The sequence below is a fragment of the Reyranella sp. CPCC 100927 genome, from assembly GCF_007859315.1.
Classification (GTDB): Bacteria; Pseudomonadota; Alphaproteobacteria; order Reyranellales; family Reyranellaceae; genus Vineibacter.
Genome location: NZ_VOHA01000032.1, coordinates 45,362 through 59,248, shown reverse-complemented (window position 1 = coordinate 59,248; position 13,887 = coordinate 45,362). Strand labels below are relative to the sequence as shown.

14 protein-coding genes are annotated in these 13,887 nt (G+C 66.6%); 9 read left to right on the top strand and 5 right to left on the bottom strand.

Annotated features, from left to right (window positions below):
• Nucleotides 1-95 precede the first annotated feature (95 nt).
• The 4 genes from FQU96_RS38935 to FQU96_RS38920 all read right to left on the bottom strand — a co-directional run bounded on the left by FQU96_RS38935 (nt 96) and on the right by FQU96_RS38920 (nt 3,584).
• A complete protein-coding gene (locus tag FQU96_RS38935; RefSeq protein WP_146546847.1) occupies nt 96-1,166 on the bottom strand; it encodes an ABC transporter ATP-binding protein in 1,071 nt (356 codons plus the stop codon).
• Nucleotides 1,167-1,305: 139 nt separating this feature from the next.
• Nucleotides 1,306-2,277, bottom strand: coding sequence for a type VI secretion system baseplate subunit TssK (gene tssK / locus FQU96_RS38930; RefSeq protein ID WP_146546816.1), 972 nt, complete (start codon nt 2,275-2,277; stop codon nt 1,306-1,308).
• Nucleotides 2,252-2,470, bottom strand: coding sequence for a hypothetical protein (locus FQU96_RS38925; protein WP_146546815.1), 219 nt, complete (start codon nt 2,468-2,470; stop codon nt 2,252-2,254). Before FQU96_RS38925 ends, tssK begins: the two co-directional genes overlap by 26 nt.
• On the bottom strand, nt 2,463-3,584 hold the full coding sequence (locus tag FQU96_RS38920) for an SUMF1/EgtB/PvdO family nonheme iron enzyme (protein ID WP_146546814.1): 1,122 nt from the start codon (nt 3,582-3,584) through the stop codon (nt 2,463-2,465). The genes FQU96_RS38925 and FQU96_RS38920 overlap by 8 nt, the downstream gene beginning before the upstream one ends.
• Before the next feature lie 232 nt (nt 3,585-3,816).
• Here FQU96_RS38920 and FQU96_RS38915 point away from each other — a divergent pair, with 232 nt between their 5' ends.
• The 4 genes from FQU96_RS38915 (at nt 3,817) to FQU96_RS38900 (ending at nt 6,847) form a co-directional block, all read left to right on the top strand.
• Nucleotides 3,817-4,350 (top strand): hypothetical protein, encoded by a 534-nt coding sequence (locus FQU96_RS38915; protein WP_146546813.1) that lies wholly within the window; start codon nt 3,817-3,819, stop codon nt 4,348-4,350.
• A 177-nt stretch (nt 4,351-4,527) separates the two neighbouring features.
• On the top strand, nt 4,528-5,256 hold the full coding sequence (locus tag FQU96_RS38910; RefSeq protein ID WP_178131081.1) for an aminoacyl--tRNA ligase-related protein: 729 nt from the start codon (nt 4,528-4,530) through the stop codon (nt 5,254-5,256).
• Nucleotides 5,257-5,348: 92 nt separating this feature from the next.
• On the top strand, nt 5,349-6,164 hold the full coding sequence (locus FQU96_RS38905) for an alpha/beta fold hydrolase (RefSeq protein WP_146546811.1): 816 nt from the start codon (nt 5,349-5,351) through the stop codon (nt 6,162-6,164).
• 188 nt (nt 6,165-6,352) lie between these two features.
• Nucleotides 6,353-6,847, top strand: a complete 495-nt coding sequence (locus FQU96_RS38900) for a hypothetical protein (RefSeq protein WP_146546810.1) — start codon at nt 6,353-6,355, stop codon at nt 6,845-6,847.
• Between the two features lie 397 nt (nt 6,848-7,244).
• Here FQU96_RS38900 and pip read toward each other — a convergent pair whose 3' ends face one another.
• Nucleotides 7,245-8,255 (bottom strand): prolyl aminopeptidase, encoded by a 1,011-nt coding sequence (gene pip / locus FQU96_RS38895; RefSeq protein WP_146546809.1) that lies wholly within the window; start codon nt 8,253-8,255, stop codon nt 7,245-7,247.
• A 123-nt stretch (nt 8,256-8,378) separates the two neighbouring features.
• On the opposite strand from pip, the gene FQU96_RS38890 reads away from it, so the two are divergent.
• The 5 genes from FQU96_RS38890 to FQU96_RS38870 all read left to right on the top strand — a co-directional run bounded on the left by FQU96_RS38890 (nt 8,379) and on the right by FQU96_RS38870 (nt 13,856).
• On the top strand, nt 8,379-9,182 hold the full coding sequence (locus FQU96_RS38890) for a thermonuclease family protein (RefSeq protein ID WP_178131079.1): 804 nt from the start codon (nt 8,379-8,381) through the stop codon (nt 9,180-9,182).
• Nucleotides 9,179-10,675, top strand: coding sequence for a M48 family metalloprotease (locus FQU96_RS38885; RefSeq protein ID WP_178131077.1), 1,497 nt, complete (start codon nt 9,179-9,181; stop codon nt 10,673-10,675). Before FQU96_RS38890 ends, FQU96_RS38885 begins: the two co-directional genes overlap by 4 nt.
• Nucleotides 10,672-11,196 carry a L,D-transpeptidase gene (locus FQU96_RS38880; protein ID WP_255468836.1) on the top strand — a complete coding sequence of 175 codons (525 nt, stop codon included), beginning with the start codon at nt 10,672-10,674 and terminating at the stop codon, nt 11,194-11,196. Before FQU96_RS38885 ends, FQU96_RS38880 begins: the two co-directional genes overlap by 4 nt.
• 117 nt (nt 11,197-11,313) lie before the next feature.
• Nucleotides 11,314-12,288, top strand: coding sequence for an adenosine kinase (locus tag FQU96_RS38875; protein WP_146546806.1), 975 nt, complete (start codon nt 11,314-11,316; stop codon nt 12,286-12,288).
• A gap of 134 nt (nt 12,289-12,422) precedes the next feature.
• On the top strand, nt 12,423-13,856 hold the full coding sequence (locus FQU96_RS38870; protein ID WP_218575052.1) for an MFS transporter: 1,434 nt from the start codon (nt 12,423-12,425) through the stop codon (nt 13,854-13,856).
• Nucleotides 13,857-13,887: the final 31 nt, after the last annotated feature.

Here is a 13,887-nt window from a genome sequence, read left to right as displayed (position 1 = left end):
GCCAGCGTAGATGATTGCTGGCACCGTCAATCTTTTTCATCAACCACCGCAAGGTCCGTCGCTGCGCTCAGGACGGCGTGCATGCGACAGGCGGATCAGTTTGCCGCCGCCTTCAGCGCCACGCAATCCTGGACGCCGAAGCCCACCGTGACGGTTTCGCCGGTACCGTGCGGCAGGACGCTGCCCGTATTGGCCGCTTTGACGACGAAGTCGTCGCTGCCGGCGACCGACAGCACGACGCGCGTGTGGTCGCCCAGATAGATCAGCTCGCGCACCCGGCCGCTCAGCATGTTGTCGGCGCGATCGTCAGGCCTCAGGATCCGTGCGCGTTCCGGGCGCAGCGACACCAGGGCCCGGGTGCCGGCGGCCTCGGCGTCGGCCACGCGGCCGGTGATCTCGCCCCCGGCATCCAGGCTCACGCGGGCCTCGCCGCGGCCGATGGTGCGTACGGTGCCGGCCAGCCGGTTGCTTTCGCCGATGAAGCCGGCCACGAAACCGTTCTGCGGGCGTTCGTACAGTCCTTCGGCGGTGTCGAGCTGCTGCACGACGCCCTCGTGGAACACCGCGATGCGGTCCGACATGGCGAGTGCCTCGCCCTGGTCGTGGGTGACGTAGACGAACGTGGTGCCCAGTTGCTCATGCAGGGTGCGGATCTCGAACTGCATGCGCTCGCGCAACTGCTTGTCGAGGGCACCCAGCGGCTCGTCCATCAGCACCAGTGACGGTTCGAACACCAGGGCGCGCGCCAGCGCCACGCGCTGCTGCTGGCCGCCCGACAGCTGGGCCGGGCGCCGGTCGTCGAAGCCGGCCAGGCGCACCATGTCCAGCGCGCGGCGCACCTTGGCGCCGATCTCGGCCCGCGGCACTTTGCGCACGGTGAGCGGATAGGCCAGGTTCTGCGCCACGGTCATGTGCGGGAAGAGGGCATAGTTCTGGAACACCATGCCGATGCCGCGCTTGTGCGGCGGCAGCCGGGTGACGGAGCGGCCTTCGAGCAGGATCTCCCCCGTGGTCGCCGCCTCGAAGCCGGCCAGCATCATCAACGTGGTCGTCTTGCCCGACCCTGACGGCCCCAGCAAGGTCAGGAACTCGCCGCGCGCGACATCGAGATCGAGGTGGCGGACGACCAGGCTCTTGCCGTCATAGCTCTTGGTCACGCCGCGCATGCTGACAATGGGGCGTGTGTCCTGTCCGGCGTCCACCGCTTCGTGCTCCCAGGCGTATCGAGTCTGGTCGCTTGTACCGCGCCTTGCGCGCGGGGGCTACGGTGCGCGCCTGTCTTCGGGAGGCGTCGCATCGATGCGCTCACCATGAAACAGTCCAAAGCTCCATGCGCAGTGCGGGCAATCCAGGCGCGATATGGATGGCGACAGCGTTCAATCGCGCCAGTGCCTCGAACGAGGGGCTGGTCGGGTCGAGTTCAAAGTACGCCGCATCCCAATCTCGAGGCAGGCGAGTGGGGTTCGCTATCGATACGATCGGAATCCCGGGTCGGCCTTCCTTGACCATGGCGACCATGTCGTCCACGGCACCGACGGTCAGAGCCTGCGGGATGCGACAGCGCAGGTCATCCGTCATCGCCGCCGAATAGACCACCAGCACGAACCTGGGCTTTTGCCTTGCCGCGAGCTGGCTCAGGCGTGCCGCCACGTGGACTCCCGACCGCCGTTCACTGAAAGGCACTTGGCTCGCGAAGGGTACGTCGCGCGCACTTTCCTCGAAGAAGGTTCGCGCGTCACAATGGGAGTCAAACGCATAGGCGTTCGGCACCAGGTCGGTCTGCTTGAACCGCTCGATCAGGCGTGATGCCAGGTCGGTCAGCTCCCGCCATTGTGGCGGTTCCTGGCTCTGTCGCCAGCGCAAGGAGATAAAACTGGGATAGCGATACACGCTGACCTCGCGGTTCGTGCCGTCGGTACCACCGGGCAACGGGTCGGGATGCCAGTGCTCAAGCCGTACGGCCGCGATCGACGTCAGGATTTCCTCCAGGTCGACTGACGCAACGATGTGCTGCCGGTATCCCGGTGCAAGGAAACCGGACCCTGCCGTGCGACTGGCGCTGACGAACAGCTTGAGTTCACCGTCGTCGCGTCGGACGTCCCAGACGAAGCTGCGGGCGAAGGACGGATATTCGCCAATCGATACGATCTTTGGACCGAGCCCCCGCCAGTCGACGTCTTCACCGATCCGTCGCTCGCGCTGCTGGGCGGCGATCATCTCGGCTTCGAACACGTGACGTTCGCGCATCGTCCTACCGCACGACGGGCCGCGTTTCATGCGGCGCCCTGCCTTTGGTCTCGATCGGCCATCGGATGAATGCCCATATCCATAGCGGGATGTGACCGGCAAGCGGCACCGCCATGACGAGGCCCAGTGCCGGTGGAAAGCCGGCGCGCCTGGCGATCCGCCAGCCACAGACCGCGGGCAGTCCGTACAGGATCAGCAGGATCAACCAGTGCCAGCTACTCATGAGGCGTCATCTTTCGGTCAAAGGTCGGCCAGCGTCGCCAGGCCAGTACGACGAGGCCCAGCCAGAAGCCGACGACCGGTACCAACACGATCAACACCCACCAACGACCCAGGCCCACGCGACGAAACAACATCCAGAAAGGTGGAATTGCCAGGACATGGAAGATCAGCAACGGCAGAAACTCGGCCATCGGCAGGGGACCTGATGACACGACCCGCTGATCCCTGACCACGCGGAAGCCGAGATGACCACCGCGTTGCTGGAGGTCTTCACCCTCCCGGAATGCAGCGTGAACCGCGACATGGCCGTAGTTCCAGCCGCCGCCGCGCACGACACGCATGTGGCAATCGCCGTCGCGGCGCCGATCGCCGGTTGCCGGTGCGCCGGCGTGGCTGGTGGTCCAGCAATCGTCGGTCCACTCCCAGACGTTGCCCAGCATGTCGTGGAGGCCGAAGGCATTGGGCGCAAACAGTCCCACCGGCGCGGTGTAGACATGGCCGTCGGCGCACTGGAAAAAATAGTCCGGGTCGCTCTTGTGGTTGAACGCGTCGGCCTGTGTCAGGTCCGGGCCATTGGCATGGCGGCATGCCGCGCTGGGATCAGCGCCCCAGTACCGGGCCGCCGGCGAACCGCCGCGCGCGGCATACTCCCATTCCGCTTCGGTCGGCAGCCGGTAGTTCCTGCCGGTGATGCGCCGCAGCCATTCAGCATAGGCCCGCGCATCGGCTGAACTCACGCATACGACCGGATCGCGGTCGGTTTGCGCAAAACCGGGATTGCGCCACGACAGGCTGGGCTGTCGTTCCCATTCGCCGTCGCTTCGGCGGGCGAAGCACCCCGGTAATGGTCGATGACCTGTCGCTGCCACGAAGGCGGCGAACTCCTGCCGCGTTACCTCGTACTTTCCGATGGCGAAGGCGCTGCTGAGCGTGACGCGCACCTGCGGCTTGCTGCTGCCGTAGTCATCGGCGTTCTCGTCGGGGGTGGCACCCATGACGAAAGAGCCGGCCGGCAGCGGCACCATCTCGGGGCACTGCGTACAGTCGCGCGTGTCCTGTGCGTCCACCGCTGTAGGGAGCAGGACCAGGAGCAAGGCCGCGATTGTCGATCGCATCAGGGACACCCGTTGGTGTCGCACAGTAGCGCTCGCGACCGATGATGATCTTCATCCGAACGGATGAGGTGGCGGAGCACCCGTGGCGGTCGTGGGGCGGCCGGTGTGCCGGCGCTCTGCCCTCATCCGTTCGGCCGATGTGCGGCGGGTGGGTTGATGAAAAATGTCGTGCACATCGAGGCCAGGCTTCGCCGAGGGTGCGCGGCTGGTACCTGCGACGACGGGGGCAATGATGTCATACCAAGTCATCTCGCGCAGCCTGAACGGCGATGAGATCACCATGTGCGAGCGGGTCTTCGCGGGGACCTTGCCGACCCCGCTTCTGAGAACCAAGGTGATGCTGGCCAATGGCCTCGGCGCCAGCGACAGGCCTTTCGCATCATACGACGTTGGTATTGCCACCTACAGGATCTACATCGGTCCACGCGCGTTCGATGCCGCCAGTCGCGTGACGCTCGAATACAAGGCGACTTTCGTGCACGAGATGACGCACGTCTGGCAGATGTATCGCAGCCGGTTCGGTTTTCTCGGCGTCTGGACCAGTTCCCTGGTGTCCCAGGCCTGCCGGCAAGGCAACGCCTATCTCTATGGCGAGGGCAATCTGAACAAGCCGTGGGACAGCTTCGGTACGGAGGAGCAGGCGCAGATCGTCGAGGATTGGTTCAAGAACGGACTGAAGAGCACGGATCCACGCTTCCACTACATCCGCAACGACCTGCGCGACGGCAAGCCTGGCTATGTCGGCCATCCGCCCTACGTTGCCTAGACTAGGGGACTGCATCGGCCGGGGACTGGAAATGCGCGGTCCGATCGGGTAGGGATCGGTCATGACATGGATGGTGCTGCAGTGCGGGCGAGGTCGATAGGCCGTTCCTTTTGAGGAGCGGTCACGATGTCTCGCGCCTGCCGGCGCCTTGTCTCACCCCCTGACGTGGGGCCGACCATGTCTTTTGCGCTGTATGATGATCTGGCTGGACTGCGCTTCTGGCGCCAGTCCGAACTCCACCTGCGTCGCCGTATCCGCGATGCCGTTCTCGACACCGTGCGCGACACGCTCGCCGACATCAACCAGATGTGGGCGTTCGAAGAGGTCGAGACGCCGCCCATGATGCCGCTGGCGCGCATGTCGGCGGCATACGATCGCGCCGATGTCTTCGTGCTGCAGGACCCGCCGGGTGGCGACCGGCCCTACGCGCTGCGCGCCGAAACCACCGACGGTTCCTATGCGATCGCCGCGCGCATCCTGCGCACGACCCGCCTGAGGCCGCCGCTGTGCGTGTGGCAGATGGGCTATTCGTATCGCCGCGAGACGCGCGATGGCGCCACTGCCGCCAAACTCCGGCTCAATGCCTTCACGCAGCTGGAGTTGCAGCTCATTCACGCGGAGGACACCAAGGCTGATATCGCCGGACCGCTGCGGGACGCGCTTGTTCCGGTGATCCAGCGCATGTCGGGTCTTGAAACACGCCTGATTGCATCCGATCGCCTGCCGCCTTACGCGACAGAGACCATCGATATCGAGTGCCTGCAGCCGGATGGCGAATGGCGCGAAGTGGCCAGCACGTCCCGACGCACCGACTTCCCGGCCGTTCCCGGCTTCAAGCCCTGCAAGGTCGTGGAACTCGCGTTCGGGATGGATCGCCTGGTGGCGCTGGCCAACGGCGGCCTTTGATATCCTTCCGGACGGATTGATCGACGGTGTACCGTGGCCGTGCCTGGGGATGGCGCGGCCGTGGTGTCGGCGCTGCGGGAGGGGAGGGAGTGATGGAACCCATGATGTTCGAGGGCCCGCGTGGTGCCATCGCCTACCGGGAGTCGGGTGGCCGCGGGCGACCGGTCGTCCTGGTCCACGGCAACTCCGCGTCGATGCGCGCGTTCGAACGGCAGATGTCGGCACCGTTGGGACAGGCATTGCGGTTGATCGCGATTGATCTGCCCGGCCATGGCCGCTCGGCCGATGCCCACGATGCGTCCGGCTACGGCCTGCCGGCATACGCCGATGTTCTGGTGGCGTTTGCGTCGGACCGCGGCCTTCAGGATGCGATCTTCGTGGGTTGGAGCCTGGGGGGCCACATCATCCTGGAAGCGGTCCCCGCGCTGCCGCAGGCGCGGGGATTCATGATCTTCGGCACGCCACCGCTGGGTTTCCCGCCGGCGATGGACAAGGCCTTCCTGCCCAACCCGGCGATGGGACTGGGGTTCGCCGCCGACATCACGCGCTCCCAGGCCCAGCAGTATGTCGAGTCGTTCTTCCGGCCGGGCTGGTCCGATATCCCCGCGTCGTTCGTCGACGATGTGATGCGTACCGACGGCCGCGCCCGGGCAGAATTGGCGGCCGGTATCGTGCCGGGCGGTTATCGCGATGAAATCGAGGTCGTGGCCAACCTGGATCGACCGCTGGCCGTTTTGCATGGGGCCCGTGAACAGCTCGTCAACGGCACCTACTTCGAGACGCTGCGCATGCCGACGCTATGGCGACAATCCGTGCAGGTGCTGCCCGACGCCGGTCATGCGCCACAATGGGAAGACGCAGTCGCCTTCAACACGCTGCTGGCAGCCTTTGTCGCCGATGTTGGCTGAGGGGCAGAACGGCGCGTCGCCTGCAAACGGGTTGGGTCAACGGTGCTCGTTTCGCGCCCGGTATGGCCTCGCAACATCCGAAATTCATTAGAAATCGTATGAGCGTTCCGTATCTTGGATGGCCGGCGCGCCTCAATTTTGCCTTATAAAGTGAGTAGTCGCTTATTTATTGGGATGTGGAGTTGAAAATGTCGAGGTATTGGACAGCAATGGTGATGCTGGCCGGCCTGCTGCTGGGCAACGTAGAGGCCCGCGCCGACGTGGTGGAGCGCAACGCCGTTGGCATCTGGAGCCTGGAGGCGCACAAGAAGGACGGTGCGTTCGACTATTGCACGGTGACCAGCCAGTACGGCGGCGGCGCCGAAGTCCACTTCATGCTGACCCGCAAACTGCAGTGGTCCATCTTGATCAAGAATCCGAAATGGAACTGGCGCCCCGAATCGGAGGGCACGGCGACGTACTGGATCGACAGTCAGGAACGGCGCAACGGACGGGCCATGGCGCTGCGGGCAGATGTGTTGATGGTGGTGCTTGCCGACTCGCAGGAACTGCTGGGGGAGATCCGCGAAGGCAACGTGATGTACTTCGAGCCCCAGGGCGCCAACAATTTCTCCATCACCTTGAAGGGTACATCGGACGCTCTGGGTGCGCTGATGAGCTGCCTGCGCCGGCACTATCGCTAGAGCGCTTCACGTTTTGATAGGAGCAGAGAGGCCTGGTCAGCCGCCGCTGTCATCCTGAGCGCAGCGAAGGATCCTGCGGTGCTGGTATAGCCGCTGTCGGCGCTGTTGATCACCAGCGCCGACGCTCTTTGAGCGATCCACCGCAAGGTCCTTCGCTGCGCTCAGAGGCTGTGATCTTATTGCCGCGCGCTGTCATTCCGAGCGTAGCGAGGAATCTTTCAGCAGTTTTTCGCGCCGTTCGCGGCCGAAAAGATCCCTCGCTACGCTCGGGATGACAGGCGTGGGCTCAAAAAATCACATATGGCGATAGCATCACACGATGAACGGCTCTAGGGGTCGAACCTCTGTCTCAGGCGTAAGACGGTCTCATCCCGGCGCAACACCCGCGTGCGGGGTTTCACTCCTGCCAGGGGAAGCGCGGGGCGAAGAGATCGACGCTGTAGTGCGACAGGCGGAACGACTCCGTCGCGTTCACCAGGGCGGCACGGATGCCGGGCTCCAGTGCGGAGTGGCCGGCGTCTGGCACGATCACGCAGTTGGCCTCGGGCCAAGCCTGCCGCAGCTCGTCGGCCGTCACCGGCGGACAGACCACGTCGTAGCGGCCCTGCACGATGGTGCAGGGCAGGTGGCGGATGCGGTCGAGATCCTTCCAGGGCCAACCCTCGGGCAGGAAGATGCGGTTGACGAAGTAGTGCGCTTCGATGCGCGACAGCGCCAGCGCGAAGCCGCCGCCCTCGGCATCGAGCGGTCCCTTGGCGCCCGGATACAGCGTGGAGCACGCCGCCTCGTAGCGGCTCCAGGCGCGGGCGGCCGGCTGGTGCCGCGTCGGATCGGGGTCGGTGAGCCGGCGGTAGTAGTTGGCCAGGATGTCGCTGCGCTCAGCCGGCGGCAGGTGGCCGACGAAATCGCGCCACGCCTCGGGAAAAACGACCTTCATGCCGTGCAGGAACCACTGCACCTCGCTGTCGCGCCCCAGGAAGATGCCGCGCAGGATGAAGCCCAGGCAGCGATCGGGGTGGCGTTGGCCATACGCCAAGGCGAGTGTCGATCCCCAGGACCCCCCGAATACCAGCCACCGCTGGACGCCCAGGTGCTGGCGCAATCGCTCGAGATCATCGACCAGGGCGGCCGTGGTGTTGTCGGTGATGTCACCCAGCGGCAGCGAGCGGCCGGCGCCGCGCTGATCGAAAATGATGATGCGGTAGAACGATGGATCGAAGAAGCGCCGGTGGACCGGCGCCGAACCGGCGCCAGGCCCGCCATGCAGGAACACCACCGGCACGCCGTCGGGATTGCCGCTTTGCTCCCAGTAGAGCGTATGCCGGCGATCGACGGCCAGCATGCCGCTGGCGTAAGGAACGATGTCCGCGAACAGTTCCGACCGTAGCGGGTTCTCCGACCTCGGCATGCGCCCCGTGCTCTCCGGCAAATTGCGCGGGCGCCCAGCCTGGCATCCGTCGCGGTCATGGTGGATGCTGATTTTATGCAAACGATCCGGTGGGTCAAATGCCCAACTCTGGTCGCTCTCTTTATGTTCGCCGCGCTGGGTCTGCCGACCGGGCCGGCGGCCGCGGAAAGCTGCGACGAAGCCGGTGCCGCCGCCGGCACCGGTGCCCGCGCCATCGACGGCGACACGTTCGTAACCGCCGATGGTCAGGAATGGCGCCTGGCCGGTGTGTTGGCCCCCAAGCGCGGCGATGGCGCGCGCACACCCGCCCGCCTGCGCGATGATGCTCATCGCGGCGATCCCGGGCCACGCGGTTCGCCAGCCGATGCTGCGTCGGCGGCGCTGGAGGCGATCGTCGCGCGCCAGCCGTTGTGGCTGACGCCCGTCGGCGACACCGTGGATCGCTATGGCCGTCGCCTCGTCGCGGTGCGCGACGCGGACTGCCGGTCGGTTGCCGAGCGACTCCTCGCCGCAGGCCATGCCCGCGTTTATCCCACAGTTGTGACACGGACCTTGGCGCCGTCCCTTTATGCTGCCGAGGCTGCGGCACGGGCCGCAGTGCGTGGTTTGTGGGCCGACAGCCGGTATCGCCCGCTGCGGTCGTCGGACGTCGGCTCGTTGTATGACACCTACGTCGTGGTCGAGGATCGACCGATCGCGGTCGCCACCACCCGCGGCAGCACGACCCTGGTCTTCGGCCAGGATCAGCGCCGCGATTTCGGCGTGACGATCGCGGCGAAGGTCCGCAAACTCATGGCGACGGCGGGCCACGAGCCTGCCGTTCTCGTCGGACGGCAGGTGCGGGTGCGCGGATGGTTGCGCCAGCGCGGCGGTATGCCTGTCATCGACCTGGTGGTGCCGGAGCAATTGGAGGTCGTCGAGCCATGAGTGTGCCCAACCGGGAGCAGCGCCCGATGTTCCGGGTGATCTCCACGCTGCTGGCGCTGCTCGGGCTGGCGCTGGCGAGCGCGTGCGCGCCGCAAGCCGACGGCCCGCCACCGGCAACGACGGCGGCACCTGCGCCGACGGCTTCCCGCGAGACTCGGGCCACCGCCGCCGACAACCAGCAGGCGGCGGCGTTGCGCCGCTATGGCGGCGCCTACACGGAGGGTCCGGCCGCTGCCTACGTCACGCGCGTCGGTCAGCAATTGGTGGCCGCCAACGCATTGGGCGCCGGCAACTGGCGGTTCACGGTGTTGAACGCGCCGACCGTCAATGCCTTCGCGACCGAGCGGGGCGATGTATTCGTGACGCGCGGCCTGCTGGCGGTGCTGCAGGACGAGGCCGAACTGGCGTCGGTGATGGGCCATGAGATGGCGCACATCCTGGCGCGGCATGCCGCGCAGCGCCGCGCCCAGGAGGCCCGCATCTACCAGACGGCCATCGAGGTGGCGCGCAGCACCCGCGATCCGCAACTGGCCCTGGCCTTCGCCGAGACGGAACTGGCGCAGATGCGCGCCTACTCGCGCGACCAGGAGTTCGACGCCGACCGCATCGCCATCCAGTTGATGACCAAGGCCGGCTACGATTCGAACGCCGCCGTTCGCGCGTTGGAGCGATTGCAGGAGTACAACACGCTGCTGGCGCGCGTGCTGGGCCTGCCGCCGGATGTCTTCGAGCGCCAGACCCGATTCGCCACGCATCCCCGCACGATCGATCGTGTCGAGGCGGCGCGCGCCGAGGTCGCCGGCAATGCCGGCGGCCGGCGCGAGCCCGAGGCCTATCTCGATGCCCTCGACGGCATGCTGTACGGCGACACGCCGCAGGAGGGTTTTGCGCGCGGCCGGCGGTTCCTGCATCCGCAGCTCGGCTTCGCCTTCGAGGCACCCCCGGGCTATACGCTGCTCAACAACCCGCAGTCGGTGCAGGCCCGTGGCCCGGACAATGCCTTCATGATGTTCGCCTGCACCCGACGGCGGCCGGAAGGCAACATGATCGATGCGATGCGTCGGCTGTTTCCCTCGATACCGCTGACCGATCCGCGTCCCCTGATCATCAATGGCTTCGAGGCGGCGACCGGCGTCACGCAACGCTCGGTCGACAGCAGCGACGTCGACGGGCGGGTCGTGGCGATCAGCTTTCCGCCCGGCATCTGCACGTTCCTGCTGGTATCGCGCGCACTGGGATCGGCGTCGCGGGCCCAGGAAATGTTCAACGCGACCCAAACATTCCGCCGTATCAGCCCCGCCGAGGCAGCGCGGGCACGGCCTCGGCGGTTGGCCATCGTCACCGTCAAGGCGGGCGACACGCCGGAGCGGCTGGCCGGCCGCAGCCCGGCCGATGACAGCCATCGCCTGGAACGGTTCCTGGTGCTCAATGGTCTGCAAGCGGGCGACAAGCTGGTGCCGGGCCAGCGCGTCCGGGTCGTGGTGAGCGAGTGACGGATTTCCGGGTCATCGCTGATCCGGCCCTTCCGTCGCGCGGCCGGTTCCAAATTCCCAACCTCGGCGATCGCCCTTGTGCGTTGGGCCGCGGCGGCGTGCATACCGCCAAGCGCGAGGGTGATGGCGTGACGCCCGCCGGCACGTGGCGGCTGCGGCGTGTCTGGTATCGCGCCGATCGCCTGCCCGGTCCGCCGCAGACCGCGCTGGCGCTGCGCGCGATCGCGCCGAGCGACGGCTGGTGCGATGATCCGGCGTCACCGGACTACAATCGCGCCGTCGTCCTGCCGCATGCGGCCCGGCACGAACGCCTGTGGCGCGATGACGCGCTCTACGATGTCATCGTCGAACTGGGCTACAACGACGATCCTCCCGTGGCCGGCGACGGCAGCGCCATTTTTCTGCACGTGGCGCACACCGATTTTGCACCGACTGAAGGCTGCGTGGCCCTGGCCCGCGAGGATCTGCTGTCTCTCTTGCGAGAGTGCGGTCCTGGCGATGCACTGTGCGTGACGGGTTGAGTCTTTCACCCTGCGAAGGCAAGGCAATTTCATGGCTGCGCCCATATGCGATAGCCCTGTGCCGATGGGCGCCGATATACTGCGGGCGCAACAACGAGAAGGATCGGGCTCCCCCTCATGACCGTATCTTACGACGTGCTCGGCATGGGCAACGCCATCGTCGATGTGCTGGCGAGCACGGATGACGAATTCCTGCGCCTGAACAAGCTGGCCAAGGGCGCCATGTCGCTGATCGATGCCGAGCGCGCCGAGGCGTTGTACCAGGCGATGCGCGGGGCCGTGGAATGCTCGGGCGGCTCCTGCGGCAACACCATGGCCGGCATCGCCTCGCTGGGCGGCAAGGCCGCCTATATCGGCAAGGTGCGCGACGACGGCCTGGGGTGGACGTTCCGCCACGACATCCGGGCGGCCGGCGTGGCGTTCGACACGCCGGCCGCGACGTCGGGACCGCCGACGGCGCGCAGCCTGATCTTCGTGACGCCCGATGCGCAGCGCACGATGAATACCTATCTCGGCGCCTGCGTGACGTTGAGCCCGGCCGATGTCGATCCCGCGCTTGTCGCATCGGCCGCGGTCACCTACGTCGAGGGCTATCTGTGGGATGCGCCCGACGCCAAGGCCGCCGTGGTCAAGGCGATGGACGCGGCGCACGCTGCCGGCCGGCAGGTGTCACTGACCTTGAGCGACTCCTTCTGTGTCGATCGCTGGCGCGATGAGTTCCTCGATCTGGTGCGCAACAAGGTTGACATCCTGTTCGCCAACGAAGGCGAACTGCTGTCGCTCTATCAGGCCAAGAGCTTCGACGATGCGCTGCAGGCGGCCCGGCGTGACGGCCAGGTCCTGGCGCTGACGCGCAGCGCCAAGGGCTCGGTGGTGGTGCGCGGCGAGGAAGTGCATGTCGTCGATGCCGCACCCGTGAAAAAGGTCGTCGACACCACCGGTGCCGGCGATCTCTATGCCGCCGGTTTTCTCTACGGCTTCACGCGCGGCCTGCCGCTGGCCGAGTGCGCCCGCATCGGCGGTATTGCCGCCGCCGAGATCATCAGCCACGTCGGCGCACGTCCCGAGAAGCCGCTGAAGACGTTGATTTGAAACATGTTGCTTTGGATCGCGCGCGTCCACGCGCGCATTCGCTCGTAGCGAAGCGTAGAGCGAGTTCTGTCCACGCTGCCACGCCGATGCGCGCGTGGACGCGCGCGGTCCGAAGGAAGACATAAGGACCCGCAGTGCCTCACTCCACTGCATCCGAGACCAGACCCGGCTGGACCGAGGCCATCCTCGCGTACCGCCATGGCAGCGTGCGCTCGGCATTGTTCCTGGGGTTCTCCTGCGGGCTGCCGCTGCTGCTGGTGTTCAGCACGCTGTCGGCGCGGCTGCGCGAGACCGGCATCGATCGCACCACGATCGGCTTCATCAGCTGGGTGGCGATGACCTACGCCTGGAAGTTCGCCTGGGCGCCGCTGGTGGACCGCCTTCCGGTGCCGCTGTTGACTCGGTGGCTGGGGCGGCGGCGCAGCTGGATGCTGGTGGCGCAGTCGGTGATCGTGCTCGGCCTGCTGCTGATGGCGGGCTTCGATCCACGCAGCGACCTGCAGCCGCTGGTGATCGCCGCCGTGCTGGTCGCCTTCGCCTCGGCGACCCAGGATATCGCCGTCGACGCCTGGCGCATCGAGGCGACAGGTCCAGAGCTGCAGGGGCCTACGGCGGGCGCCTATCAGCTGGGCTACCGTATCGCCGTGCTCGCCGCCGGCGCCGGCGCACTCTACGTCGCGGAAATCTACAACTGGCGGATGGCCTACTTCGCGATGGCGGCGCTGGGCGGCGTCGGCGTGCTCGCCACCCTGCTGATCCGCGAGCCGGCACCGACAGCGGCAGGCGTTGTGGCGACACTGCATGACGGGCCGGCAGAGTCGGTCTCATCGCGCCTCGCGGCGTGGTTCACGACTGCCGTGGTCGGACCGTTCCTCGATTTCTTCCAGCGCATGGGATGGCTGGGGGTGGCGATCCTGGCCTTCATCGGCCTGTTCCGCATCAGCGATATCACCTTGGGGGTGATGGCCAACCCGTTCTATATCGATATGGGTTTCTCCAAGACCGACATCGCCAACGTCAGCAAGGTCTACGGCTTCTGGATGTCGATCGGCGGCGCACTGGCTGGCGGCGCCATCGTCACGCGCTACGGGATCCGCGCGCCGCTGATCTGGATGGCGCTGCTGCTGCCGCTGACCAACCTGCTGTTCGCGGCGCTGGCGGCACACGGCCAGCCCGACGTCTGGCTGCTGGCCGCCACCATCTCGGCCGACAATTTCGTTACCGGCATCTCGGGCTCGGTGTTCATCGCCTACCTGTCGAGCCTGACCAACACGGCCTACACCGCGACGCAATACGCACTCTTCAGCTCCCTGATGCTGCTGCCCGGCAAGTTCCTCGGCGGTTGGTCGGGTGCCATCGTCGACTGGGCCCAGGCGCATGGCCCAGCGCTGCCGGTGCTGGGCGATCTGCTGACCGTGCTGGCCCAGGCGCCGGCGCAGCAGGGCTACGTGCTGTTCTTCCTGTACACGACCGTCATCGGCCTGCCGACCGTGGCCCTGGCGGTCTGGCTCACCCGCCGAGACCTCGCCGCCCCGACAGGGGCGGGACGGGCTGTGACTCAGAGCTGAAGCCAGGGCTTTTGCCATTCCACTGCGCTAA

What these genes read in the sequence shown, in the direction of transcription:
- FQU96_RS38905 (WP_146546811.1), top strand. Translation starts at nt 5,349, where the DNA reads ATGGAACCCATGATGTTCGAGGGCCCGCGTGGTGCCATCGCCTACCGG.
- FQU96_RS38900 (WP_146546810.1), top strand. Translation starts at nt 6,353, where the DNA reads ATGTCGAGGTATTGGACAGCAATGGTGATGCTGGCCGGCCTGCTGCTG.
- pip (WP_146546809.1), bottom strand. Translation starts at nt 8,255, where the DNA reads ATGCCGAGGTCGGAGAACCCGCTACGGTCGGAACTGTTCGCGGACATC.
- FQU96_RS38875 (WP_146546806.1), top strand. Translation starts at nt 11,314, where the DNA reads ATGACCGTATCTTACGACGTGCTCGGCATGGGCAACGCCATCGTCGAT.
- FQU96_RS38925 (WP_146546815.1), bottom strand. Translation starts at nt 2,470, where the DNA reads ATGAGTAGCTGGCACTGGTTGATCCTGCTGATCCTGTACGGACTGCCC.
- FQU96_RS38915 (WP_146546813.1), top strand. Translation starts at nt 3,817, where the DNA reads ATGTCATACCAAGTCATCTCGCGCAGCCTGAACGGCGATGAGATCACC.
- tssK (WP_146546816.1), bottom strand. Translation starts at nt 2,277, where the DNA reads ATGAAACGCGGCCCGTCGTGCGGTAGGACGATGCGCGAACGTCACGTG.
- FQU96_RS38885 (WP_178131077.1), top strand. Translation starts at nt 9,179, where the DNA reads ATGAGTGTGCCCAACCGGGAGCAGCGCCCGATGTTCCGGGTGATCTCC.
- FQU96_RS38910 (WP_178131081.1), top strand. Translation starts at nt 4,528, where the DNA reads ATGTCTTTTGCGCTGTATGATGATCTGGCTGGACTGCGCTTCTGGCGC.
- FQU96_RS38890 (WP_178131079.1), top strand. Translation starts at nt 8,379, where the DNA reads ATGTTCGCCGCGCTGGGTCTGCCGACCGGGCCGGCGGCCGCGGAAAGC.
- FQU96_RS38920 (WP_146546814.1), bottom strand. Translation starts at nt 3,584, where the DNA reads ATGCGATCGACAATCGCGGCCTTGCTCCTGGTCCTGCTCCCTACAGCG.
- FQU96_RS38935 (WP_146546847.1), bottom strand. Translation starts at nt 1,166, where the DNA reads ATGCGCGGCGTGACCAAGAGCTATGACGGCAAGAGCCTGGTCGTCCGC.